The sequence below is a fragment of the Thermogemmatispora aurantia genome (genome assembly GCF_008974285.1).
In the GTDB taxonomy this organism is placed as follows: Bacteria; Chloroflexota; Ktedonobacteria; order Ktedonobacterales; family Ktedonobacteraceae; genus Thermogemmatispora; species Thermogemmatispora aurantia.
In genome coordinates this window covers 279975-302364 of the sequence record NZ_BKZV01000003.1, presented here as the reverse complement: position 1 = coordinate 302364, position 22390 = coordinate 279975, and the positions used below count along the sequence as shown (strand labels likewise).

At 61.4% G+C, this 22390-nt stretch carries 17 protein-coding genes and 1 tRNA gene; 8 read left to right on the top strand and 10 right to left on the bottom strand.

The features are described from left to right. The first annotated feature begins 4 nt into the window (after positions 1-4). From nadA to bcp, 4 genes are all read left to right on the top strand, one after another. Positions 5-1189 carry a quinolinate synthase NadA gene (gene nadA, locus KTAU_RS10965; protein WP_151728426.1) on the top strand — a complete coding sequence of 395 codons (1185 nt, stop codon included), beginning with the start codon at positions 5-7 and terminating at the stop codon, positions 1187-1189. 410 nt (positions 1190-1599) lie between these two features. Continuing rightward, complete coding sequence (locus KTAU_RS10960) at positions 1600-2118, top strand: TMEM175 family protein (RefSeq protein WP_228026439.1); 519 nt, start codon at positions 1600-1602, stop codon at positions 2116-2118. Positions 2119-2290: 172 nt separating this feature from the next. Next, complete coding sequence (locus KTAU_RS10955) at positions 2291-3277, top strand: amidohydrolase family protein (protein WP_151728424.1); 987 nt, start codon at positions 2291-2293, stop codon at positions 3275-3277. A 142-nt stretch (positions 3278-3419) separates the two neighbouring features. After that, positions 3420-3929 (top strand): thioredoxin-dependent thiol peroxidase, encoded by a 510-nt coding sequence (bcp, locus tag KTAU_RS10950; protein ID WP_151728423.1) that lies wholly within the window; start codon positions 3420-3422, stop codon positions 3927-3929. Between the two features lie 107 nt (positions 3930-4036). On the opposite strand, the gene KTAU_RS10945 is transcribed toward bcp, so the two are convergent. Continuing rightward, positions 4037-4768, bottom strand: a complete 732-nt coding sequence (locus tag KTAU_RS10945) for a hypothetical protein (protein ID WP_151728422.1) — start codon at positions 4766-4768, stop codon at positions 4037-4039. A 508-nt stretch (positions 4769-5276) separates the two neighbouring features. On the opposite strand from KTAU_RS10945, the gene KTAU_RS10940 reads away from it, so the two are divergent. After that, positions 5277-5915 (top strand): hypothetical protein, encoded by a 639-nt coding sequence (locus tag KTAU_RS10940; protein WP_151728421.1) that lies wholly within the window; start codon positions 5277-5279, stop codon positions 5913-5915. Between the two features lie 87 nt (positions 5916-6002). After that, positions 6003-6557 (top strand): acyl-CoA thioesterase, encoded by a 555-nt coding sequence (locus KTAU_RS10935; protein ID WP_151728420.1) that lies wholly within the window; start codon positions 6003-6005, stop codon positions 6555-6557. Between the two features lie 7 nt (positions 6558-6564). Here KTAU_RS10935 and KTAU_RS10930 read toward each other — a convergent pair whose 3' ends face one another. Then, positions 6565-7920: an MFS transporter gene (locus KTAU_RS10930; protein WP_151728419.1), complete on the bottom strand. Its 1356-nt coding sequence runs from the start codon at positions 7918-7920 to the stop codon at positions 6565-6567. 343 nt (positions 7921-8263) lie between these two features. Here KTAU_RS10930 and KTAU_RS10925 point away from each other — a divergent pair, with 343 nt between their 5' ends. Further along, positions 8264-9124 carry an SDR family NAD(P)-dependent oxidoreductase gene (locus tag KTAU_RS10925; protein WP_151728418.1) on the top strand — a complete coding sequence of 287 codons (861 nt, stop codon included), beginning with the start codon at positions 8264-8266 and terminating at the stop codon, positions 9122-9124. A 130-nt stretch (positions 9125-9254) separates the two neighbouring features. On the opposite strand, the gene KTAU_RS10920 is transcribed toward KTAU_RS10925, so the two are convergent. The 3 genes from KTAU_RS10920 to KTAU_RS10910 form a co-directional block, all read right to left on the bottom strand. Next, positions 9255-11447, bottom strand: a complete 2193-nt coding sequence (locus KTAU_RS10920) for a putative glycosyltransferase family protein (RefSeq protein ID WP_151728417.1) — start codon at positions 11445-11447, stop codon at positions 9255-9257. A gap of 247 nt (positions 11448-11694) precedes the next feature. Beyond that, positions 11695-11791 (bottom strand) — tRNA-Sec (locus tag KTAU_RS10915). A 170-nt stretch (positions 11792-11961) separates the two neighbouring features. Then, positions 11962-12633, bottom strand: a complete 672-nt coding sequence (locus KTAU_RS10910) for an HAD family hydrolase (RefSeq protein WP_170293223.1) — start codon at positions 12631-12633, stop codon at positions 11962-11964. A gap of 234 nt (positions 12634-12867) precedes the next feature. Between KTAU_RS10910 and KTAU_RS10905 the strand changes: the two genes are divergently transcribed. Further along, positions 12868-14223 (top strand): phenylacetate--CoA ligase family protein, encoded by a 1356-nt coding sequence (locus KTAU_RS10905; RefSeq protein WP_151728415.1) that lies wholly within the window; start codon positions 12868-12870, stop codon positions 14221-14223. A gap of 192 nt (positions 14224-14415) precedes the next feature. Here the strand turns inward: KTAU_RS10905 and KTAU_RS10900 are convergent, their stop codons facing one another. The 5 genes from KTAU_RS10900 to KTAU_RS10880 form a co-directional block, all read right to left on the bottom strand. Further along, positions 14416-15315, bottom strand: a complete 900-nt coding sequence (locus KTAU_RS10900; protein ID WP_170293222.1) for a CPBP family intramembrane glutamic endopeptidase — start codon at positions 15313-15315, stop codon at positions 14416-14418. A gap of 1320 nt (positions 15316-16635) precedes the next feature. Beyond that, a complete protein-coding gene (gene ndk, locus KTAU_RS10895; RefSeq protein WP_151728413.1) occupies positions 16636-17100 on the bottom strand; it encodes a nucleoside-diphosphate kinase in 465 nt (154 codons plus the stop codon). A gap of 76 nt (positions 17101-17176) precedes the next feature. Continuing rightward, the gene (locus tag KTAU_RS10890) at positions 17177-17530 is read right to left on the bottom strand and encodes a roadblock/LC7 domain-containing protein (protein ID WP_170293221.1); all 354 of its coding nucleotides are present in this window, start codon (positions 17528-17530) and stop codon (positions 17177-17179) included. A 299-nt stretch (positions 17531-17829) separates the two neighbouring features. Beyond that, the gene (locus KTAU_RS10885) at positions 17830-20955 is read right to left on the bottom strand and encodes a tetratricopeptide repeat protein (RefSeq protein ID WP_151728411.1); all 3126 of its coding nucleotides are present in this window, start codon (positions 20953-20955) and stop codon (positions 17830-17832) included. 24 nt (positions 20956-20979) lie between these two features. Beyond that, positions 20980-22257 (bottom strand): M16 family metallopeptidase, encoded by a 1278-nt coding sequence (locus KTAU_RS10880; RefSeq protein WP_151728410.1) that lies wholly within the window; start codon positions 22255-22257, stop codon positions 20980-20982. Positions 22258-22390: the final 133 nt, after the last annotated feature.

The window sequence follows — 22390 nt, the reverse complement described above, 5'->3', positions numbered from 1 at the left end:
TCTCATGGCCTTGCAAACAGCCTGTGAAGCCAGCCAGGAGAGCCGTATTCTGCCCTTGCTGCATCCGGCCACGCGCGACCACTATGCGCATGGAGGGCGCGCTGATCACATCCCGCGTCGCTACGCCGAGATGGACGGAGCCGAGCTGGAGCGGCGTATCAGCCAGGCTAAAGCCGCTCTTGGCCGGCGCCTGCTGATTCTGGGGCACCACTACCAGCGTGACGAGATCATCAAATATGCCGACCTGCGCGGCGACTCCTTTAAGCTCGCTCAGCAGGCAGCGGCGCGGCCCGAAGCCGACTATATCGTCTTCTGCGGCGTTCACTTTATGGCCGAGAGCGCCGATATTCTCAGCGCCCCTCATCAGCAAGTCATCCTGCCCAACCCGACCGCTGGCTGCTCAATGGCCGATATGGCCAGCATTGCCGAGGTTGAAGAGTGCTGGGAGACGCTCAACGAGGTCCTGGGGGAGGAGGCCGGCCTCGTGCCAGTCACATACATCAACTCGGCGGCCAGTCTCAAGGCCTTCTGTGGCGAGCATGGGGGCATTGTCTGCACCTCCAGCAATGCCTTCAAGGTCATGGAGTGGGCTTTCAGTCACGGGCGACGGCTGCTCTTCTTCCCCGACGAGCACCTCGGGCGCAATACCGGCCACGCCTACGGCATCCCCGAGGAGGAGATGGTCGTCTGGAATCCCAAGAATCCCCAGGAGACGCTCGACGATGAGGAGCGGCTGCAACGCGCGCGCCTCATCCTTTGGAAAGGCTACTGCTCCACTCATATGCGCTTCACCGTGCAGCAGATCGCCAAGGCCCGTGCCGACTATCCTGGCATCACGGTCATCGTCCATCCCGAGTGCCGGCGTGAAGTGGTGGAGGCCGCCGATCTCTACGGATCAACCGAGTATATCATCCAGCAGATCGAGCAGGCGCCGGCGGGCAGTAAATGGGCGGTGGGAACCGAAATCAACCTGGTCCATCGCCTGGCTCAGGCGCACCCCGACAAGCTGATCTTCTGCCTCGACCCGATCGTCTGCCCTTGCTCGACCATGTACCGTATCCATCCGGCGTACCTGGCCTGGGTCCTGGAGGCTCTCGTTGACGGCCAGGTCATCAACCAGGTCAAGGTGGCCCCCGAGGTGGCCCACTGGGCCCGGGTCGCCCTCGACCGCATGCTGGCGCTGAAATAACGTCCGCGGGCTACCGCCAGGCAGGGCGCACCTATGGCTGACGGCGCGTGGGATGCTGGCCTGAAGAAGAGCCTGCCCGCGCGCCGCTCTCTCATGCGCTCCTTCAGATGGAAGGTAAGAGCCTGGCTCTGACTGACCCTTCTTTCTGACCTCTTGCTTGCCAGGGTGCCGGCTGCTATGCTGTTGAACGAGTAAAAACGGTATTCTCTTCCTGGGGCTGCCTGGCTCTGCTCTGGTCCAGGGGTGAATGCTCTCTTCTCCCCTTCCTGATCTGGCTTGGCTGTGGGGAGACATTTGGGGGTATCAGCTTCCAGGGAGGGAGGGAGAGGACCTAGCTCAAGCCAATTGTCTTTCTTTGTCCTCAATATTCGTCTGCCGGATGCCCTTGAACCTTTCGCTGTTTTCAGTGCATTGCTCTCCCTGCTTCCGTACCACGTTTCTTTATTCATATTATGATATTTTTCTTGTGTTCCTCCTACTGGTATGCTCAGCATCGCTTGATGGATCGGATGTCTGTGGTTGATGGAGGCTTCTCTGCACTTTGCCTGCTCTTTCTCTTTTTGGTGACCCTCTTGCCGGTATCAATGAACGTGTTTGGCTGCTATCCGACTATATCTCCAGCGATAGCTCTCTATACCCTTAACCTGGCCGGTTGTGGTCTGGCCCTGGTCCTGCTAACCTGGTACGCTGTCTTTCACCGCCAGCTCCTGGAGCGCACGATTGGTCATCAAAGGTGGGAGCATGCCCTGTATTATGGTCTGCCCCTCTCAGTACTCCTGTTATCTTCGTTGCTGCTGCTGCTTTTCACAAGTGCCACGCTGCTAGTAATAGGCTGCTGGATGCTCATCCCAGCTATGGTCAGCCTGGCGCGCCTCATTGGCCGCAGGCGGCAGGCTCTGGTTGGGCACGGCGAGAAGCCAGCTCCGTAGCGAGGTCGAGGTAGGGCCTGCCGCTCGCGGCCTGCAAGCTAGATCTGGCAGGTCAGCCCTATGATCAAAAGAAGAAGGGTGCTGGCAAGAGAACGCTGGCCTCTCCTGCTCTCGCTGATCGCGCAGCTGAAAGCCGCGACCAGACCATTGATTGAAGGAGAAGGTGAAAAATATGCGTATCATTGCACTTGAAGAGCACTTTCAAATTGCAGAGATCAATCGAGCTGCTGCGCAGTGGCAGCCCCAGGAAGAGGGCTTCCGTCCCGTTGGCTATCGCCCGCCTGAGAGCGAGCTAGAAGATCTTGGTGAGGGACGGCTTCGGGCGATGGAGGAGATGGGCATCGATATGCAGGTCCTTTCTTACACGGCTCTGGCTCTCCCGACCATCCCGCCTGCGGAGGCGGTCGCGCTCATGCGCGAGGTCAATGATCGCCTGGCCGCTGCCATTCAGGCCCATCCCGAGCGTTTCGCCGGCTTTGCCGCCCTGCCGTTGACTGATCCCGAGGCAGCGGCCCGCGAGCTCGAGCGCGCCGTTTCCAGGCTAGGCTTCAAGGGGGCCATGATCAACGGGCGCGTTGCCGGCCTCTTTCTGGATGATCCACGTTTCCGCCCTGTACTAGAAGCTGCCGAAGCCCTGGATGTTCCCATCTATCTACATCCAGCGCCGCCTCCGGAGCCGGTCATCGCCTCCTGCTACGCCGGGCTTCCCCCCAACGTCACGACCGTCTTTGCAACTGCAGGCTGGGGCTGGCACCTGGAAACCGGCATTCATGCGCTGCATCTGATCCTATCCGGCGTCTTTGATCGCCATCCGCGCTTGCAAATGATCCTTGGGCACTGGGGCGAAATGATCCCCTTCTACCTGGCGCGTATCAACCAGACGCTGACTCCTGCCGCCACCCATCTGCAGCGGCCAGTAGCTGACTACTTCCTGGAGCACTTCTATATTACGCCCAGCGGCCTGTTCACGCTGCCGCCGTTTTTGCTGACGCTGCAGATCGTAGGGGCTGATCGCATTCTCTACTCTGTGGACTACCCCTATGTTCAAGACAGGCAGGCGCGGGCCTTCCTGGAGCAGGCTCCCCTCAGTCCTGCCGATCGCGAGAAGATCGCCCACGGCAATGCCGAGCGGCTGCTCAAGCTAAAACCTGGCGCCTAGGCTATGGCGCGCATCTGGCCTTGCCAGCGGCAGGGCAGTGGTGATACTGTGTAAGCAGCGCCTTGGGCGCTGACCCACTGCCGGCTCCGTCTCTATTCGCGGACGCAGGGTCATATTATGGCATGGAACGAAAGGACCAGCGATGAGCGAAACCATAGAGCACGTTGTGCTAGAGGAGGGCCAGCCGGCCCCCGACTTCACGCTGCCTGTCGTGGGCGGCGATGAGACCAGCGGTGATCAGCTGCATCTGGCTGATCTACGCGGGCGCGTCGTTGTACTCTACTTCTATCCGAAAGATAATACTCCTGGCTGCACCACTGAAGCCTGTAACTTCCGCGATATGCATCCTGAGTTCCGTCGGCGTGGCATTGCCGTACTCGGCATCAGCGCCGATGAGGTAGATTCGCATCGCGACTTTGCCGAGAAATACCATCTGCCTTTTCCCCTCCTCGCCGACGTAGGGGCCGTGGTCGCGCGCCAGTACGGCGCCTATGGAGAGAAGACCCTCTACGGTCGCAAGTACCTCGGTGTGCAGCGCATGACCTTCCTCCTCGATCGCGATGGGGTCATACGCAAGATTTGGCGCAGTGTCAAGCCAGATGGGCATGCTCAGGAGGTGCTGCGCGCTATCGAGGAGCTGCAGCTCGCCTGACGGCTCGGCTCGACTCTGATTGGATCGGGGGCGAGGCGCCAGCCTGAGAGGGTCTAGCCGGCTGGCGGGACATGCTCGCCCTGCGCCTGTCTAACCGCCGACCCCAGTCAGGGGGGCGCCCGACGGTGCTCTGGCCTCTGCTCTTGCTCTGGAGGGCGGCAAATCTGGAACTGGCGCTCAATCCGTTGCAGAGCACGAATGTCTCGCGGCCCCTCGACCAGGTAGACCAGTCGCTCGCAGAACGTGCTCCCGTGGAGGCTAAGGTCGCGCAGCGAGGAGAGGCAGCTCCAAAGGAGCATAAGCCGGCGTTGACGACCTTCGTGGCCAGGCTCCAGTGGCCGCGCTCCTGGCTCGGGAATACTCAGGCTGGAGAGCAGATCGTGCTGCAGGCTGGCAAGGTGGCAGCGAAAGTAGCGTTGCCATCGCCAGAGGCGCTGAGCCTCCTGAGTGTCCCAACGGGTCAAGGCTCCGACGCTGGCCGCTGTCAGCGCGCTGGCTTGCTGGCCAAAGACAGTGAGGCGCTCGAAGAGAGTCGCCACAAGCAAGGCCGAAGCGGCGGAAGTATGAGGACCGCCTTGTGCTCTGCTACCCCCCATCGGCGCTGAGGCGGGGAACTGGAGCCAGCGGAGGAGACACACGAGCTGGCCCGTCTCCTCCGCTGGCTGCAAGAGCGTGCTCACGAGCAAGGGTAAAGAGCAGAGATAACGAAGCTGACTCTCACTCTGGGCTAGCCCCTTGCCCGCCACGACTCGCCAGCGGCCAATCTCTTCCTCAATGCTCTGCCCAAGAGCAGTTAGCTGCGCTCTGTCGCAGCCTGCTGGCAGGCGCAAGATCCACACTGGCAACTGCCGTCAATGCCAGTCTGAGACGTTCGCTGGTCAGGAACCCGACTGAGCCAGGCGAAGCCAGGTGGCTTCCAGTGGAGAAAGTGGAGAAACAAGAAAGGGAGAATCTGTTTCACGCATGGTCGTCTCTTCCGACATTGCCGATCTGTCTCCTGTTGAATCAGGTTGTGGCTGAGGTAATCTCTGGCCCTTGCGAGAATGGCCCTGTCCTGGACGATAGGGCAGGCAGTTCTCGGCGAAGACACAGCCAGAGCGTTGATTCTCACACTCGGAGCATAACTATGGTGTCGGTGATGAGGTGGGGAACGAACTAACCCACAAAAGGCGAGGGAAGAAGCGTTATCTTCGGCATGAGAGGAGGCCGGAGATGGGCACAGATAGGCCACGGGCCTGGCTCGCTCTGAGCCTGCCTGCTATAATAGGCGGTGCACCAAGCTGAGCAGTTTGCACGCCGATCATCAGCGGGCAAATATCTACTCTCCTGTGGAGGAACTGCCCGATCATGAAGAACCTGATCAAACAACTTACACGCCTCTTCCTGGGAGCGGGTTGCTCCTTGATCTTGCTAAGTGTCTTGAGCGCCTGCAATCTCTTTGGTGGCACGGGAAGTGCCCCAACGCCGACACCGACGAGCAAGCCGATTGTAGCCTCCAGTACTGCCTCGACAGGCAATCTTGTCAGTTATCGCGGCAATGGCTACGTCATCGGCTATCCGCGTGGCTGGAAAGTTGACACCAGCAAGCCAGGCTTCGTCACCTTTTCTGATCCCCAGGGCATCGCCTATCTCTCGGTGCATGTCCAGCCCAATCCGAGTGGTCTTATCTCAGCGCCAGATCAGGTCTCGGTTGGGCTGCAGCTCTTCCGCTCGCAGGTTACTCACTACCAACCGGTTAGCGTTGCCCCGACCGCGACCGTGGCCGGTGAGCAGTGGAACCAGGGAGCGGCCACTGGTGACCTGCGCGTCCAGGGCCAGCCTAATCCAGTCACGGTCAAAATCGTTGTCCTGGCCGTCAACCATCCAGCGAACTCGCCTCAAACCCAGGGCTTTACCATTGCCTACGCCACTGCCCAGGAGATCTTCGAGCTGGCTGATCAAGGAGAATTTCAGCCGATGCTCCAATCCTTCGCCTTCACGAGCTGAAGGCGCGGAGAGGCTTTCCTCTTCGAGAGCACCAGAGTCTAGTCTAGCGAACCCATCGACCACCAATAGACGGAGTGAAAGGAGCACATGGAGCTGTTCGACAAGGCGAAAGAGCGAGCGACCTCACGTCCAGCGATCGACAGCAGCCAGGGACATACCATCGCCTACTCACGTACCACTAGCAGCCGTCTCATGGGTGTCCTTGACGCCAATGCCAACGGCAATGTCCACGGCGGTGTCATCATGCGTATGGTCGACGAGGCGGCGGCAGTGGTTGCCATCAAGCATTCGCACCGCAATGTAGTCACCGCGCGGGTTGAGCGTTTTGATTTCCTCGCGCCGGCCTATTTAGGAGACGTCGTCTCAGTGCACTGCGAGCTGCAGTATGTGGGACGTACCAGCATGGAGGTCGGCGTGCGTGTCACAGCGGAGGACCCCCTGACTGGCGAAGTGCGGCACGTAGCCAGCAGCCGGGTGATCTACGTAGCTCTCGATGAGCATGGCAAACCGACGCCGGTCCCCCCGCTTGTCCCTGGCGACGATGAGGAGCGCGCCATTATCGAGCGGGCTCGGCTGCGTCGTCAACGGATGCAGAAACTCGAAGAGGAGCTGGCGAAGCTGGAAGAGGGCGGCAGCGAGTGAGGCCGGGCTACGAATCAGGAGCCTTGGCCTGATCGCTGGGAGACATCAGCGTCGGCGTCTCGGGCTTCGGTTGCTCATCCAGGAAATGCACCTCGTGCATCAAGAGACGTACTGCAACACTGCCCAGCAGCACCAGGGCCCCGATGCCGCAGAAGAAGGTATCCACCGGACCAAAAGCCAGACCAAGCACGCTACCCCGGAAATCGTGTAGCACGGTACTCACCAGGGAGCCGGCCAGAGCGGCGCTCAGAACCGAGGCCAGACTGCCCGCTGGCGTGAGTACCGCTGTCACTCGACCAACAAACTCACGGGCCGTCAGCCGCAGCACCAGCGGCTCGACGGCCACATTCACGGCGATCCAGGTTGCGCCTACCAGGAAGATCAGCGCGAAAGCCGGGCCGACGCTGGTCATGCGGGCCAACAGCAGCGTGGTCAGTCCCAACGCGAAGGTCGCCCCCCACAGCAGGCGCGCTAGACCAAGGCGATTGGCGATCAGCCCGGCGATCAAGGCCCCGACGATGGCCCCCAAGCCAAGCACTGTGCCCAGCGGGCCATAGAGGTTCGGCTGGGCATGCAGGTTGTCGGTCACAAAAAAGATGGCCAGGGCATTGAGGGCCCCGAAGGCGCTCATGCTCAGCAAGCTGGCCAACAGGACGGCCAATAGCCCGCGGCTGCCAAGCAGAACATGCAGCCCGGCGCGGAACTCCTGGCTGAAGCTAATATGATCGCCCTCCAGGCGCTTCTCGACCGGAGCGCGGATCATAGCGATGGTCAGGAATGAAACGGCGAAGGAGAGGGCATCGGCGATCACGGCCCACTGGATACCGAAATTGAAGACCAGCAGTGAGCCAATGGCAGGCCCAACGATGACGGAGAGGCCCATCGTCGCCTGGCTCAGGCTCGTGGCCCGCGCCAGGTCCTCTGGTCCGACGATGTCGCCGATCAGCGCCAGGCGTGCGGGATTAAAAAACTGGCCGCAGCTTTGGTCGAGCAGCACCACAGTGTAGACGGCGCCGAGCTGCCAGCCAAGTGGTGGCTCCAATTCACCGAAGAAGGGCACGGTAGGAGAAAGGGCCCAGGCCAGGCAGCCGGTCAGAGCCAGGCGCAAGCCGTCGGTGCGCAGCATGGTCAACCGCCGTGACCAGCGATCGACGAAGACGCCAGCCAGCGGGCCGATGATCGCCACCGGCGCGTACTCAGCGATAAAGACCCCACTGACTGCCACCGGCGCCCAGGAGCGCCCCCGTCCCAAATCGTTAGCGATCCAAAGTACCAGCGCGGCTCCTAGAATCACGTCGCCCAGGTTGGAAATGGCCTGACCGAGCCAGAGCAGCGCGAAATTGCGATTGATCAGGATTTTCATCTACGGTCATGACAACCAGGCTGATCGGGCTAGAGGGGAACGATGATCTTGAATTAACCCTGCATGCCAGCGCTACTATTCTCTAAAGAAAGGGAGCGGGCACCTGTGCCTCACGGCGCCGGGTCGGGCCCAGGCAACGACTGCCAGTTTCTGAGTCGGCAGGAGCGGCTCGGGCGCGCTTGCCTCTGCTTCCCATCTGCTTGCTGACCTTTCTCTCTACAGCCTGTCACAGCAAGGGGAGCGCTGTCAAGGTGAACGGCGCTCGGAGGCAAGTGGAGGGCCAATGAGTGGAAGAGTAACGAGCAAGCAGCGATTGTCTGGCGAAAGGTGAAAAAACAGGAGGATGCTCTTGGCATATCACTATCGTGGCAAGACGGCCCTGATTACAGGGGCCTCATCGGGTATTGGTCTCGCCTTTGCGCAAGCTCTGGCGGCGCGTGGCATGCGGCTTATCCTCGTGGCGCGTTCGGAGGAGCGCCTGCGGCAGCTTGCCAGTGAGCTGCACGAGCGGCATGGTATCCAGGCCGAAGTTATCGTGAGCGATCTCAGTCGTGAGGGAGCAGCGACCCAAGTGGCCAGCGCTGTCCGAGAGCGTGGCCTCAACGTCGACCTGCTCATCAACAACGCTGGCTTCGGTACCTATGGTCCCTTTGCCGAGCAGTCTGCCGAGCGTGAGCATGAGGAGATCATGCTCAACGTGACAGCTCTTGTTGACCTCACCCATGCGCTGCTCCCCGCGATGCTGGCCAGGGGTGAGGGAGCTGTCATTAATCTGGCCTCACTGGCGGCCTTCCTGCCCATTCCCCACATGGCCGTCTATGCCGCTACCAAAGCCTTCGTTCTCTCCTTCAGCCAGGCGCTTTGGACCGAATATCGGCGCCAGGGACTGCGGGTTCTGGCCGTCTGTCCTGGCCCCGTCGCCACCAACTTCTTTGCGGTCATAGGCACCTCACAGGAAGACATGCCTGGCGGCATTCTCTCCCCTGAACAGGTAGTAACCGCCAGTCTCCGCGCTCTGGAACGGGGACGCAGCCAGGTTGTCCCGGGCCTGCTCAACAAGCTGATGGCCTTCGGCACGCACCTGGTACCACGGACGCTGGGGGCGCGCGTCGCTGGCAGCTTCCTGCCCCGTCGCACGCAGCCCGGCAGATCTGCCGTTGGTGGCCGCTCACTCTCCTCGACGCCCGAACCACAAGCGCACTGAGCTGGCTGGAAGTGGAACTTCCCTGACCCTATCCGATCCTGGCAAAGGCAAAGGAAGAGCGACTGCGCTGAGCTGAGCTGTGCTGTGGGGGCCGCTGGAGCTTGCCCTGTCGCTCTTCCTTTGCGCTACGCTACTCCTGGCCGAGCGATGCGGCGATCTCGCCTTCTGACGAAGGAGCCTGCTCGGGCGAAGCCGCGCTGGATGCTGAACCGACCGGAGCAGCGCGCGATCTGTCTGGCCAGCGCGGGAAAATGCGCGGGAGGCGCCCCCGTCGATAGAGTTGCCAGCCGGCCAGCCAGAACAGCAGCGTCAGCAGGCCGAGCGCAGAAAGAGCCGTGCCTCTCAGCACCGAGGCGGGACGATAGAGATAACTGAGGGTGTGTGTCCCCGGTCCGACGCGAATGGCCGGCATCAGACCGGCGAAACTCTGCACTGGCATGCGCTGCCCGTCGAGTATGGCTATCCAGCCTGGGTAAGCTGTCGTAGCCACCACCAGGTAGCCGCCTGTGGCGCTGGTCACGCGGAAGCTCTGTTCATCGTCCTGCAGGCGCAGCAGCTGGACCGTCGCTGGTAGAGGCTGGTAATGGGCCAGGCTTGGCGGCTGGCCATCCGGTCCGGGGCGCAGCAGGTAAGCCGGCCCGGCGTCAAGACTATTGCGGTAGAGGAAGGTCCCGTCGATCTCGCCGACGAGAAGCAGATGACTATCGTGAAGCGGGCGCTTTGAAACCAGTACTGTGACGTGCAGCAGGCCGAGTAGACGCGGGTCAGGGTGGACCCAGGGGGCATCGTAGGGAATCCGCTGCTGATAGCCAGTCCCGTAGTACCCACCGGCGCGGTCCATATACTGGACGTAAGCGCCGACCAGCAGCGGATCAGCTCCATCGGCCAGGCGTAACTCCAACTCAGCAGCGGTCAGCTGTGGAATATTTTCCTGCAGGCTGTAGATGCGTCCATCGCCGGCCAGCTGCTGCGCGGCCAGAGCGAGGCGCGGGGGTGTCGTGATGAGGCTCACGGAGCCAACCTGCGAGTAGTGCTGATCGAGCAGCGTCAGGTTGGTGACCACCAGAGCCAACAAGAGTGCTCCTGCGCCCAGACTCGCAGCTCGGCTCAGTCGCCGCAGAGCTTCTGTCACGGTACTGGTGCCCAGACCGGCCAGCAGCGCGATCCCCAACAGGCCCAGGAACCAGATGCGTGCCAGGCCACGGAAGCGGTCGAAGTCTGGCAGAAGATGCTGGACCACATGGTAGACCTTCGAGGACTGCCCCATTGCCAGACTGGCGACCAGCATCACGGCCAGCACCAGCAGCCAGGCTTTGCGCGTGCGGCTGGCCGTGCCGAAGGCCGCCAGGCAGAGCACGCTCAGGCCCGGGGCAATCATGCCCTCCCAGGTTAGCCAGCCCGGCGGTGGGGTATTCACCAGCGCCTGAAGGAACTGTGTCAGCGTAATCTGATCATGGGGGTGCAGGGCGTAAGCCCGCGTTGAGTAGCGCATCAGTTCCTGCAGAGGCAAAAGGTGGACGCCGGCCAGAGCCACGCCCAGACCGCAGGCTACCAGGAGGCAGCTGGCAGAAAGCAGGGCCGGACGCCTGCCGGCCTGTCTGAGACGCTGCAGCAGGAACCAGAGAGAGACAGCGGCCAGCATCAGCAGGCCGTAGTAGGCCATCTGCGGATGGCCGGCCAGCAAGGTCATAGCCACGCAGAAGGCCAGGGCCGGACCCCAGCGCAGCGGCTGGCGCACGGTGGCCCAGGCAGCCAGCGCCAACCAGGGGTACCAGCAGACCGTCTGCATAATTGTCACATGACCGGCCCCCAGATGGCTGATCAGGCGTGGCGTGGCCATATAGCTAACCGCCGCCACCAGCGCCGGCCAGCGCGGCAGCGCGAGAACGCGGCGCGCCAGCAGCAGTGTTCCCAAACCAGCCCAGAAGAAATGCAGCGTCATCAATAGAAAGAAGTAGTGGCGCAGCGAGAAGAAATACACCAGTTGTGTGGGTGGATAGAAGAGAGCCGCCAGGGGATCGGCACCCAGAGGCAGGCCACCGCCGAAATAGGGATTCCACAGTGGAAGGCGGTGCGCCTGAGCAACTGTACGCTGTAGCTCCAGAACCATCGGCCAGTGGCTCACCACGAGATCGCTGCCAGGCCAGGCGGCCACCAGCTGATCGTCACTCACCGGGGCGGGCCACTGGATCAACAGCGCCACCAGCAGCAGTAGCGCCACCTGACCGGCGCCAACCAGCCAGCGCTTTAGCCTCGGCCCGAGTTTGCTAGCTCTCCTCGATGCTTGCTGCAGATACCGTAAAGATAGCTGGGGATAGTCCATTGCTTTCTGCGCCTTTCTTCTTGCAAGCATTTCCGTAGATAGAGAGACGCTTGGAAAGGGGTAAATGTTCCTCCACAGGATTCAGAACGACTTGTAGGGAGGATGGCATCAGAAGATGGTAAAGATAGCCAGGAAGGGGAACGAGCAGAGCAGACTAGATCAGTAGAGCGTTCAGTCGAAGGGCACTTCCATCAGGGCAGGGCAGACGCAGAGCGACATGAGGCTGCAGAGCGAGGGGAACAGGGAAGCAGAGGTGTATGGGAGTCGAACCCACCAGGGACCGCGCGCAGCGACCCCCCAACCGTTTTGAAGACGGCGAGGCCCACCGGGACCCCTACACCTCCGTAGTCGTCAGGCGCTGACTGAAGAAAGCCAAGGAGAGACGGGGAAGAAACCTCGCCCCACCTGAGTGAGAGTATAGCCGATTGCGCAATGAGCCGCAAGCCCGTCTTGGGCTTGAAGGCCCGCCAGCGGATCGGGCGAGCGGGTCCAGCGCCTCCAAGGGGCTGGACTCTCAAGAGGCAGGAATCAAAGCGCGCAGGCGCTCTACGTTCACCTCGGAGAGCGAGCGCACTACCAGGTCGGCCTCGTACAAAGCCTCCGGCTCGCGCGTGGTCGCGACCGCCAGGCAGCGCATGCCCGCGGCGTGGGCCGCCTCGATACCGGCTACCGCATCTTCAATCACCACACAAGCGGAGGGTGGCACCTGCAGGGCTTCGGCGGCCTTCAAAAAGATATCTGGGGCGGGCTTGCCACGCTCCACCATTTCTCCCGAAATCAGGACCTGCAGATAGCGCTGCAGGCCCAACAGCTCGCTGATCAGCGCGATATTCTCAGGTGGCGTGGACGAGGCCAGAGCCTGCGCGATGCCGGCCTCATGCACGGCCTGGAGTAGCTCTAGTGCTCCCGGCAGCGCCAAACTTTGGGGATTCTGGCGCACCAGCTCACGAAAATAGGCTTCCTTGCGCTCCGAAAGAGCGCGAATCCGCTCGGGAGGCATCTCTCCCCAGAGCAGCGGGATAATGCGATCGTTGCGCATCCCAAAGGTCGCGCGGAACTCCTCCTCGCTCAGCCTCCACCCCTCCTCTTGAGCCAGGCGCTGCCAGGCCCGGAAATGGGCCTGCGCGCTATCAATAATCACCCCATCCAGGTCCCAGATCACGGCCCGAAGGCCCTGTTCAGCCATAGAAAGACCCCCTGCTCCTTCCTCGCAAAACAGATGAGCTAAGAATAAGGATAAGGATAAGAAGGGGAAAAGAGTACCGAACGTGGTGGTGCTGGCTCGGCCCTTCCCCTGCAGTGTTCCGCCAGACATGATACCATATCATCTGCCTGGCCTGCCTATCCAGGTGGGCCAGCACTCTCGCTTACATAGACGCCCACAGAGAGCAATGGTAGAATAGTGGCGGAGGTGCTGCCCATGAGCGATCGGAAATATTTCAACGAAGAGATCGAAACCCTGCCCCGCGAGCGCCTGCGCGCGCTCCAACTGGAGCGCCTGCAGGCGGTTGTCACTCGTGCTTATAGACAGAATCCATTCTATCGTCAGCTCTATGATGAAGCTGGCGTCAAGCCAGAAGATATTAAAAGCCTGGAAGATATTCAGAAGCTGCCTTTTCTTGAAAAGAAGAGCGTGCGTGCGGCTTACCCCTATGGTATGGCGATGGTACCGCCTGGAGGCGAGCAGGGGGCCTTAGAGGTACATGCCACCAGCGGCACGACTGGCAAGAGCGTACCCGTCTTTGCCACGCGGCGCGATCTGCAGAACTGGGCTGAATTGAACGCTCGCGAGCTCTGGATGGTTGGTCTGCGTCCCGGCGATATCCTCTTGAACTGCTACGGTTATGGGCTACCGACCGGTGGTTTTGGCTTCCACTATGGGGCCCTGGAGATGGGCGTCATGGTCATCCCGATGGGATCAGACGCGCGCCAGTACGAGCGCATTTTTGAGTTTATCGTTGACTTCGGAGTCAGCGCTATGTGTATGACCCCTTCCGTCGGCCTCTATCTGGGGCGCAAGGCGCGCGAGCTGGGCATCGACTTTACGCGCACCAGGTTGCGCATCGGCCTCTTCGGGGCTGAACCCTGGCCCTGGGAGACACGTCTGAAACTGGAAGAGTACTTTCACATCACAGCCTACGATGAGTTTGGCATGACCGAGTTTCTCGGGCCGGGCATGACCTGCGAGTGCCAGGAGCGCCAGGGTATGCACGCCTGGGCCGATACCTTCCTGGTGGAGTGCATCGATCCCGAAACCGGTGAATGGGTGGAGGAAGGCCAGGAAGGGGAGCTTGTCTGGACCTGGCTCACGGGCGAGGGAACAGCCATGATTCGCTACCGCAGCCGTGATCTCTCGCGTCTCTGGTGGGAAGAGCGCTGTCCTTGTGGACGCACTCATCCGAAAATCGGAGCCATCAAAGGGCGCACCGATGATGCGGTCTCCATTCGTGGTCTGCTGGTCTTCCCCAGTCAGGTAGAGGCGGCTCTGCTACGCTTTCCCGAGACCGGCACGAACTTCCGCATCATTGTCGATCGCCACGATGGGCTGGACACCTTCCTGCTCAAGGTCGAGGTCAAGGAGCGGCAGCTGTTGGAGCAGAACGAGCGTTGCCAGGAGCTGGCCCGAGCGATGGCGGAGGCGGTTAAATCGGTCACGGGCAATACACCCAAGGTGGAGCTGGTGCCGCCCGATAGCCTGCCGCGCGCTACCGGCGGCGAGTCGAAGACGGCTAGTGCGCGAGTAGAGGACCGGCGGAAGTTGCACGCTGGGGCCTGATGAGCCAGACGAGGTGCCAGCTCAGGTGCCTGGCCTGAATGGGTGAGCGACGTGAGCGGCGTCTGGCGACCTGAGTGGGTCCCCTACTCCCTGGCTGAGACGGCCTAAACGAAGCAAGGAAGCTGGAGACCCCTCAGCGCTGCCTCGCTGGTCACGCCGCTGCTGGCCTGCCTGTCGCTCCAGAGTTGGGAGTTAGTGCAGCCGACCCAGCATATAGAGTAGAATCACCGCCGCGCTGATCCCGTTATTGAGCATATGCAAGAGTAAGCCGGGGTAGAGGGAGCCGCTCCACCAGCGGAGCAGGGCCAGGAGCAGGCCAATCACGATCAGCACGGGCAACGAGCCGAGGTCGGCATGAGCCAGACCGAAGATCAGAGCGCTCACCAGCACGGCCCAGCCGACAGGCAGGCCGCGGCGCAGGCCGGGAAAGACGAAGCCGCGAAAGAAGATCTCCTCGCAGAGCGGAGCTACGATCACCGCCAGCGCCAGCAGGACCACGGTCGTCAGCGGCGCCAGGCGGCTACTTTCCAGGATGACCTGATCGTTGGTCTGTAGCGGGAGATGCAGGCCCTCAAGCAGTGCCGAATAGAGACCGTTGACCAGATAGAGAAGGGCCAGAAAAGCCACAATCAGCCACAGAAAAAGCGGTCGAAAGCGACGCAGACCAAGGGTTTGCAGCACTGCCCCGAGGGGAACGCGTACCTCTTTCGCTGTTGCCGATGCAGAAGACGGCGGGATCTCGCCGCCAGCTTCGGTCGTCGCTAGCTTACCAGCCTCAGAAGCTGCCTGGCGACGCAGGGCCCGGCGGGCAAAGAAGAGCGCAACCAGCAAAAAGGCTCCCTCCACAACCAGCGTCGAGAGCGCAGCGGCCAGCGCCCCCTCCAGATCTTGCTGCAACGAAAGAGGCGCCTTCGGTGCAGGTAAGCGACTTCCCTGGAGCTGGGTACCGAGCGAGAGTAGCAGCCAGGGCACCAGGGGGATCAACAGCGCCAGCCAGGTCTCGCGAAACGACCAGGGAACAGGGGCCTCCTCTGTTCTCTGAGGTGGGCGGTCTGGCTGGGGGTCCCTTTCGGGATATGACAACGAACTCACCAAATCCTCCAGCTAGGTCGGAGTGACAGGGCACATCGCATCCAGGAAAGGAACCAGGAGGGAGTGTCAGAACCTGTCTGGCCCTCGCTCCCGTGCTCGTCGGCGAGCAAGCCTCCTGGCCTCTTGCCCAGTATAGCGGATGCCTGCCTTGCTCTGCAAGCGCGGCTTGCCATCGTGCTAGCCGGTGACAAAGAATGATAGCGTCTCTTTTTGACTCTCCAGACAAAAAGCGATTCCCTCTATCTTTGGTTGATCTTTTGCGTATCATCAACTTGACATGGCAGCCCTTTCCGCAGTAGGATGAGACCACCAGACCGGCGAGGGAAAAGCTTGTCAGAACGATGCAGCCACCTCATCCGTACCAGATTTGGCGAGGCGACTCAGAAGCAGATGAGCAGGGAGAGGGTGCCAGCTCCTCGTCGGCCTAAATTGGCAGAATGCTTGTCGCACGTCTTTCTGGTACAGTTAGCGAGCAGAACAAGCAAAAGCGCGTTTGTTGAGAGGAAGGAAGGGATTCTTGGCAGGTACACTTGAAAGTAATCCAGCGAACAGTCCAAACTGGCGAAAGCACCGCAACGGTTGCCCGTTCTATCGCGAGCGCTGGTTTTCCGACAGCGATATAGAAGCGGGCGAGCCGCTGTATCAGGTGTTCTGCATGAAAGGCACGCCCCCGCTCACTCTGGAAGAGCAGAACCGCTGCCTGCGTAGCAAGACGTGCTGCTGGCGTCTGACAGAGAAGGCGGAGAAGAAAGAAGCTGTCAAAGGGAAAGGGGCCCGGAGGAGCAGTCCCGACTGATCGGCCAAATGGTGGGCTGACGCCTGTCCAGTCAGAATCTCACGGCCTCAGCGAGCAGTCCGCATTGGCTCCAGGTCAGGCGAAGCGGCCTACTCTCGTCATCTGCCTTGTCCTCCTCTCTCCTTGCCTGCTTGCTGTTCCTCTCCTCTCATGAGCTGTGCCGGCCTTTATGCTCTGAGGCCGGGCTTATGGCTAATTCTCCGGGCCTTCAACTGGCCAGGCCAGCTATTCCCGCTGAAGATAGCGCTGCCCTGCCGTACGGAAGAGCGTAGCTCGTTGCCGGGCGGCTGGGCGGGCGGGCGGCGCCTGGCAAGCAGCCGCCCGGTCATGTAAGGCAGGTCAGGTAGAGAAAAAGCGCGAGGAGCGCGCTGGAGCCGGGTGAAGAAAAGCGGCGCAGTAACTCCAGCGGGCGGACCAATAGATAGGCAGGCAGGGGGCAGGCCGTGAACCTGGGCGTTGTCAGCCGACGCAGAGACCAGTCGATTAGACTAAGAGGTAAGTAGCATCAGAGAGCAAAAGCTTGCTCACTGGTTCGCCTGCTCCTCATAGAGCCAGGACTCGCTGGCCAGCCGGTAATCAAGCAGCTCCTCTGGCTTAAAGAAGAGGCTAATTTCTCGAGCTGCGGTCTCAGGGCCGTCGGAGCCGTGAATAATATTGTAGCCGATCTCCAGGGCAAAATCGCCGCGGATCGTACCGGGGGCAGCCTCGGCGGCGTTGGTCGCCCCCATCATGGTGCGCACCATCTTAATCGCGCCACGGCCTTCGACCACGCCGACCACCACGGGACCGGAAGTAATATGCTTCACCAGGCCGGTGTAGAAGGGTTTCCCTTTATGGACAGCGTAGTGCTCCTCTGCCAGTGCGGGAGACATCTGCAGCATCTTCAGGCCAACCAACTTCAGCCCTCGCTGCTCGAAGCGGGCAAGAATCTGCCCGATGAGGCCGCGCTGGACCCCCTCGGGCTTAATGATAATCAGCGTTCGTTCCATCGCTTGCAGTCAAAACTTCCTTTCCACCGAATTACAGACCAATGGTTTAGTTGAGCGAAGGAGGAAGAAGAGACTCCTACTGGCTTGTCACCAGAGGGAGAATCTGGCGACAGGCCTTCTTCATCTCCAGGCGTACACGTCCGAGATTGGGAGAGCGGGTCTGCTGGGTTGTCACGACGAGGATCAGGTCGCCCACCTCCGCCATCTGGATTGTCCCCTGTTGCGTTTCAATTATAGCATGGCGAATCTCGCCCTGGTTAATTTGCTTGGTATAGGTGCTGAGGGAGCCAAAGGCGGTAGCGGACAAGGCACCGATCATTTCCTCATCCTCGCTGTGCAACGTTCCGCTGACGATCAGCCCGTCCTTACCCACCAGGATGACGCCTGTGACCTCATCAAGCTCGGTCAACCGCTGTAGAATCGTCTCCACTGATGACTCCTTTGGATGGTAGCTAGATTCTTCTCTGAGCTGAGAGTCGCTCACCTCAACGCCAGAGCGCAGCCGGTCCTGAGCCGGCCTGGCCTAGAGAGTAGTGGCCGGGAGGAGGGCAGGTCGGCTCGGCTCAAGCCAGCCCAAGTCAGAGCCGGGCGAGTGCACGGCCCACCTGGCTGACCGGGCCTCTCTCCCCTTGCCTGCCTGCCTGCCTGCCTGCCTACCTACCTACTGCTCTTTCTGCTTGCCGGGCGAGCTGTCGGCGAGTGTTCGCCTGGTGTCATGCTGACCCGGCGCTAGGAGGAAGCGCCCTGACCCTTGGCACGGCGTGTCATTGTCAGCGCCTTATTATAAGCCTCCATTGCCTGCAGATACTCGCCCTGGCGCATGTAGGCGTCACCCAGCACGCGGTAGCCTGGCGCATATTTCGGTGCCAGCTTCAGTAAAGCGCGTGTATTGCTGATCACTTCGCCCAGCAGTTCCGGCTGATTGCGGATCACAATGCGATACTCCTGCATGGCCTCGTCGTAAGCGCCGGCGAGCTGGTACTGATACCCGCGGATCAGGTGCTCCTTGTAATTGGCCTCGCTGCCTTCCGAGCTTCTGCCCGCACTGGTGCTGGGGCCACCTGTACCGATGCTGGCGGTCTCGCGACCGGCGGGGCGAGCTGGTGAGGAGGGACGCCCACCTGGTGCCGCAGGACGATTCTGGGCTGGCTGGAGTCGGAAAACTGGGCGCTTCATCGTCGTCTCCAGTTCGTCCTCCAGCAGGGCATCGGGTCGGTAGCCCGGCAGTGAGGGACCCGGAGCAGAGCTTGGGCCTGAGCCGGGGGTCGCGGGCCAGAGCGGTTCAGGAGCGCGCCTTGGCTCCTCATAACGAGGAGGCTGCAGCGGCGGCTGTCCCTGCGGGGCGCGAACCGTTTCCTCCAGCTCGGAAGGAGGGGGTGAGGCTGGAGGGATCACTGGCTGTGGCTGATTGCCATAGGAGATCCGAGGCTGCTGTTCAGGCGCTGCGGGCTGGGAGGGCGTCCCTTGCTGTGCAAAGGCAGCCAGCTCGCCCGGCTGTAGCGGCACGAAGCCCTGAGCATAAAGTTGCTGTTCGAGATCCTCCAAAGTTGTCAGCAGTCGTTGCTCGGCGGCTGCTGGTGGCCCGCTCTGCTCTGCGGGGCGCTGTCCAGCGCCGGCAGCCAGCTCAGTCAGCCACGACGAGGCTGGCTGCTCTCGGGGTTGGGCTGAAGGGGCGGGTGTTGGCTCTGGCTCAGGGCGCGCGACCTGGGCCTCATAAACAGACGGAGCATCCGTAGACGAGCCTGCAGAGCCTGCGGAGCCTGTTGACCAACCGGCCAGTTGCTCAAGCCAGGGAATCCCTGCCTCCGGGTGAGTGGAACTCTCTGGCGAGGCGGCGGGTGTGGCGGACGCAGGTGTGGAGGACATGGGCGGCTCCTCTCCCCAGATCGAAGCGGCTGGAGGAGCGGGCGTCGCGTCTGTCCCAGGCATGGCTGGCGAGGCAGAAGGTGGCCAGAGCGGGCTAGCCACTTCCTGCTCCTCAAAGGCGCTGTGGCTGGCCTGCAGCTGCTCCAACCAGGCCGGCTTTTCCATAGGGGCGGAAAATTCCTCGCTTGTCAGATCGTCCCAGCTTGCTGAGCCCGGGTAAGTCGCTTCCGGCAAAGAGTAGTCCTCTGCAGAGCGAGCGGCTGGCTCAGAGAGAAGGTCCTGTTCCTGGCGCCCATAGCCGTCGGCCTCTGCCGAAACTGGGGCCATTGGGGTGGCCTGCGCTCCCTGACCTGATAGCCAGGCCGCCTCTCTTCCCGGCTTTGGCACTTGCTCCTCCTCCCCGACTTCGCCCCAGACTGCTCCGCGTGAGCCAGCGCTGGCGGGAGAGGCCGGTGACTCCTCGGCAGGCTCCTCTTCCTCTATTGTCTCCGCTCCCAGGGACTTCAGCCATTCCGGCCAGCCCTCCTCCGGGTCGGCTCCCTCCTGCATGAATGGAAAGATCTCTTCCGCTGCCTCCTGTTGATCAGCGGGTGACTCTGCCTGAGCCGTGGGCTGGGGCCAGGCGTTGTCTGAGGCCTCTTCCCTGTGGGCCAGGTTTGCTGACTCCGGCTCGGGCGCGGCAGCCGCCTCTCCCTCTGCCTCAGCAGAGGCCGCTAGCTCAGGCGAAGGAGTTGGGGTAGCGAGCGAGCCAGATGGCTGGCGATAGAGCGGTGAATCGAGGGCATCTAGCCAGGCAGGATGGGTGGAAGACTGGCCAGCCGACAGCCCCAGGTCTTCCTCGGGACCCGCTGATGAGAGGGGGGGCCATGCCGGTTGTTCTTCCCAGGCAAGTCCCTGCTCTCCGAAGGAGAGATCGCTGCCAGAGAGAGACCAGGAAGGGGAGCTTGCGCGGTAGGCCTCGCTGCTGCTGGAGGTAGGGGCCTCTGGCGGCTGCGAGGGCGTCGAAGGCGGTGCAGGCGTCGGAGAGGAAGGAGGCGTCGTCGTCAAAGCCAGAGGATAAGGGTCGGGTGTCGTCCATCCGAAGATCGGCTCGCTCTCCTCGCTGGCTGATTCCTGCTCCTCGGCCAGAGCTGAGCCGGGTCTGGCCGAAGCCAGCTCAGCAGCGGAAGCTGCAGTAGTCACGGATGGAGCGGCGGGCCGCTCAGGAGGCGGCATCAAGACAGCATCCTTGCGCACAAGCGCCAGGAAAGGGTCATTGGGGGAGGCTGTCAGCAGATCCCTGAACAGCTCGCGAGCCATTGTCATCTCGGGATCAAGCGTCTCAGCGCGCTGGATCAGCTCGCGAGCGCGGGCTGGATTATGGGGGAAGGTCATATGAGCCAGAAGCAGCAGAGCCTTCAGGCAGCCAGGAATCTCTTCCAGCAAGCCTGTCGCGATCTGCTCAGCGCGCTCATAGTCGCCATCGCGCCAGCAGGTCTCGAGCAGGCCAGTGCGGGCATCCAGGCGATCGGGGGTGGCGGTCAGCACCGCTTCCCACTCCTGAATGGCCTGGAAGAGCAGGTCACCGCGCATGTAGAGGCGGGCCAGGCCGGCGCGCGAGAGCATAAAGCCAGGCTGGCCGCTGCGAGCGCTCAGCTTATTAAACTCCTGACGGATCTGGCTATTGCCACGGCTCAGCTCATAAGCCTGCTGATAGCAATCGAGCGCAGTTTCCACATCGCCCAGGCGTTCGCTTGTCAGCGCGCGGTTGCAGTAAGCGAGCACGTTTTCGGGATCATTTGTCAGGACCCAATCGAAAGTCTGCTGGGCTTCGACCAGACGATTCTGGGCCAGATAGATCTCGCCGAGGAGGCGGTGAGCCTCTAGAGAGTGAGGAAAGTGCGAGAGTACATACTGGCAATGTTCGAGGGCCTCCTCGATGCGCCCGGCGCTCAGGGCATCCTCCGTATACTGCAAATACTCACGCAGCGTAGACATTGTTTTCAGCATAGAACCTGGTCTCCTCTTCCCGCGTTAGGCAGCTGTGAGCAACTTCTGAAAATGGTCGATCTGTCGAGGGTCCTCGGGGCCAATCAACGCCAGGCGGCGCCATTCGGGGGCGAAGCAGGTGCGCGCCACCCGTTGGAGATCCTGGGGAGTCACGGTCTGAATCTGGTGGATCATCTCATCCACATCGACCACACGGCCAAGCAGGCATTCCTGACTGGCGAGCCAACTGGCGACCTGCTGAGTGCTCTCCAGACCCAGGATCAGGCCCCCGCAGACATAGGCTTTAAAGCGCTCTAGCTCCCTCTCAGAGACGGGCACCTCGCAGAGCCTGTTTAACTCCTGCACAATGGCCTGTACAGCGGCCTCCGTCTGGGAAGGGTCGACCCCTGCGCTCACCACCAGATTCCCTGTTTCATAGTAACTGCTCGTGTAACTACCGATATCGTAAGCCAGCCCGCGCTCCTCACGAATACTCTGGAAGAGACGCGAACTCATTCCTTCGCCCAGGATGGCATTCAAGAGCATCAGCGCATAATAGTCGGGAGAAGAATGAGCAACTCCCAGGGTACCTAGCGAAAGATTCGTCTGCTCTGTCTCCTTATAGACCACGGCCACGGGTGGAACATCCCGCGGCGGCGGGCAGGGTGTCCAGGTTCGTAGCGGGCGCGGCTCCCAGTCGTGGAAGAGCCACTCGATCAGCTCTCGCACCTGGGCATGGTGAATATTACCCACCACACCCACCACCAGGGCATTGGGACAATAAAACTGCTCCAGGTGTGTCAGCATATCCTGGCGGCTGATAGCGGCCACCGTCTCGTCGCGTCCCGCGTCATCGCGCCCCAGCGGCAAGCCGGGCCACATAACCTGGTCGAGCAGAAGGCCCGACCACTCCTGCGGGTCATCGCGCGTCGCGCTCAGTTCCTCGATGATCACCTGCCGCTCCTTCTCGATCTCGTGGGGATCGAAAAGTGGATAGCGGATCATATCGGCGAGAACCTCGATCACCACGTCCAGGTGCTCGCAGGGGACGCGCGCCGTATAGCTAGTCAGCTCCTTCCCCGTGCTGCCGTTGAAGACTCCCCCTACCCCCTCGATTGTTTCCGAGAGAATACGTGCGCTTGGATAATTTTTTGAACCTTTAAACAGCATATGCTCAATAAAGTGGGATATGCCGGCCAGGTGATCCGGTTCGTAGCGCGAGCCGGCGGCAAAGAAAAAAGCGATGCTGGCCGAGCGGATGCTCGGCACGCACATCGTCAGCAGACGCAAGCCGTTTGGCAGCGTAGTTCGCTCGTATTGCATCGATGCATGCGTTTCGTCATGAATTCAGCCGCTAGTGAGCCAGTCGGTAAACAGGCAGGTGAGGCACGCCCGAGCGGCTTCTCTTGAGAATGATACCCCCTGTCGCCAGACATTATAGACCCTTTACAGGTGT

Coding starts and splice junctions, on each gene's coding strand:
- nadA (WP_151728426.1), top strand. CDS start 5: ATGGCCTTGCAAACAGCCTGTGAAGCCAGCCAGGAGAGCCGTATTCTG.
- KTAU_RS10955 (WP_151728424.1), top strand. CDS start 2,291: ATGCGTATCATTGCACTTGAAGAGCACTTTCAAATTGCAGAGATCAAT.
- bcp (WP_151728423.1), top strand. CDS start 3,420: ATGAGCGAAACCATAGAGCACGTTGTGCTAGAGGAGGGCCAGCCGGCC.
- KTAU_RS10940 (WP_151728421.1), top strand. CDS start 5,277: ATGAAGAACCTGATCAAACAACTTACACGCCTCTTCCTGGGAGCGGGT.
- KTAU_RS10935 (WP_151728420.1), top strand. CDS start 6,003: ATGGAGCTGTTCGACAAGGCGAAAGAGCGAGCGACCTCACGTCCAGCG.
- KTAU_RS10930 (WP_151728419.1), bottom strand. CDS start 7,920: ATGAAAATCCTGATCAATCGCAATTTCGCGCTGCTCTGGCTCGGTCAG.
- KTAU_RS10925 (WP_151728418.1), top strand. CDS start 8,264: ATGCTCTTGGCATATCACTATCGTGGCAAGACGGCCCTGATTACAGGG.
- KTAU_RS10920 (WP_151728417.1), bottom strand. CDS start 11,447: ATGGACTATCCCCAGCTATCTTTACGGTATCTGCAGCAAGCATCGAGG.
- KTAU_RS10910 (WP_170293223.1), bottom strand. CDS start 12,633: ATGGCTGAACAGGGCCTTCGGGCCGTGATCTGGGACCTGGATGGGGTG.
- KTAU_RS10905 (WP_151728415.1), top strand. CDS start 12,868: ATGAGCGATCGGAAATATTTCAACGAAGAGATCGAAACCCTGCCCCGC.
- ndk (WP_151728413.1), bottom strand. CDS start 17,100: ATGGAACGAACGCTGATTATCATTAAGCCCGAGGGGGTCCAGCGCGGC.
- KTAU_RS10885 (WP_151728411.1), bottom strand. CDS start 20,955: ATGCTGAAAACAATGTCTACGCTGCGTGAGTATTTGCAGTATACGGAG.
- KTAU_RS10880 (WP_151728410.1), bottom strand. CDS start 22,257: ATGCAATACGAGCGAACTACGCTGCCAAACGGCTTGCGTCTGCTGACG.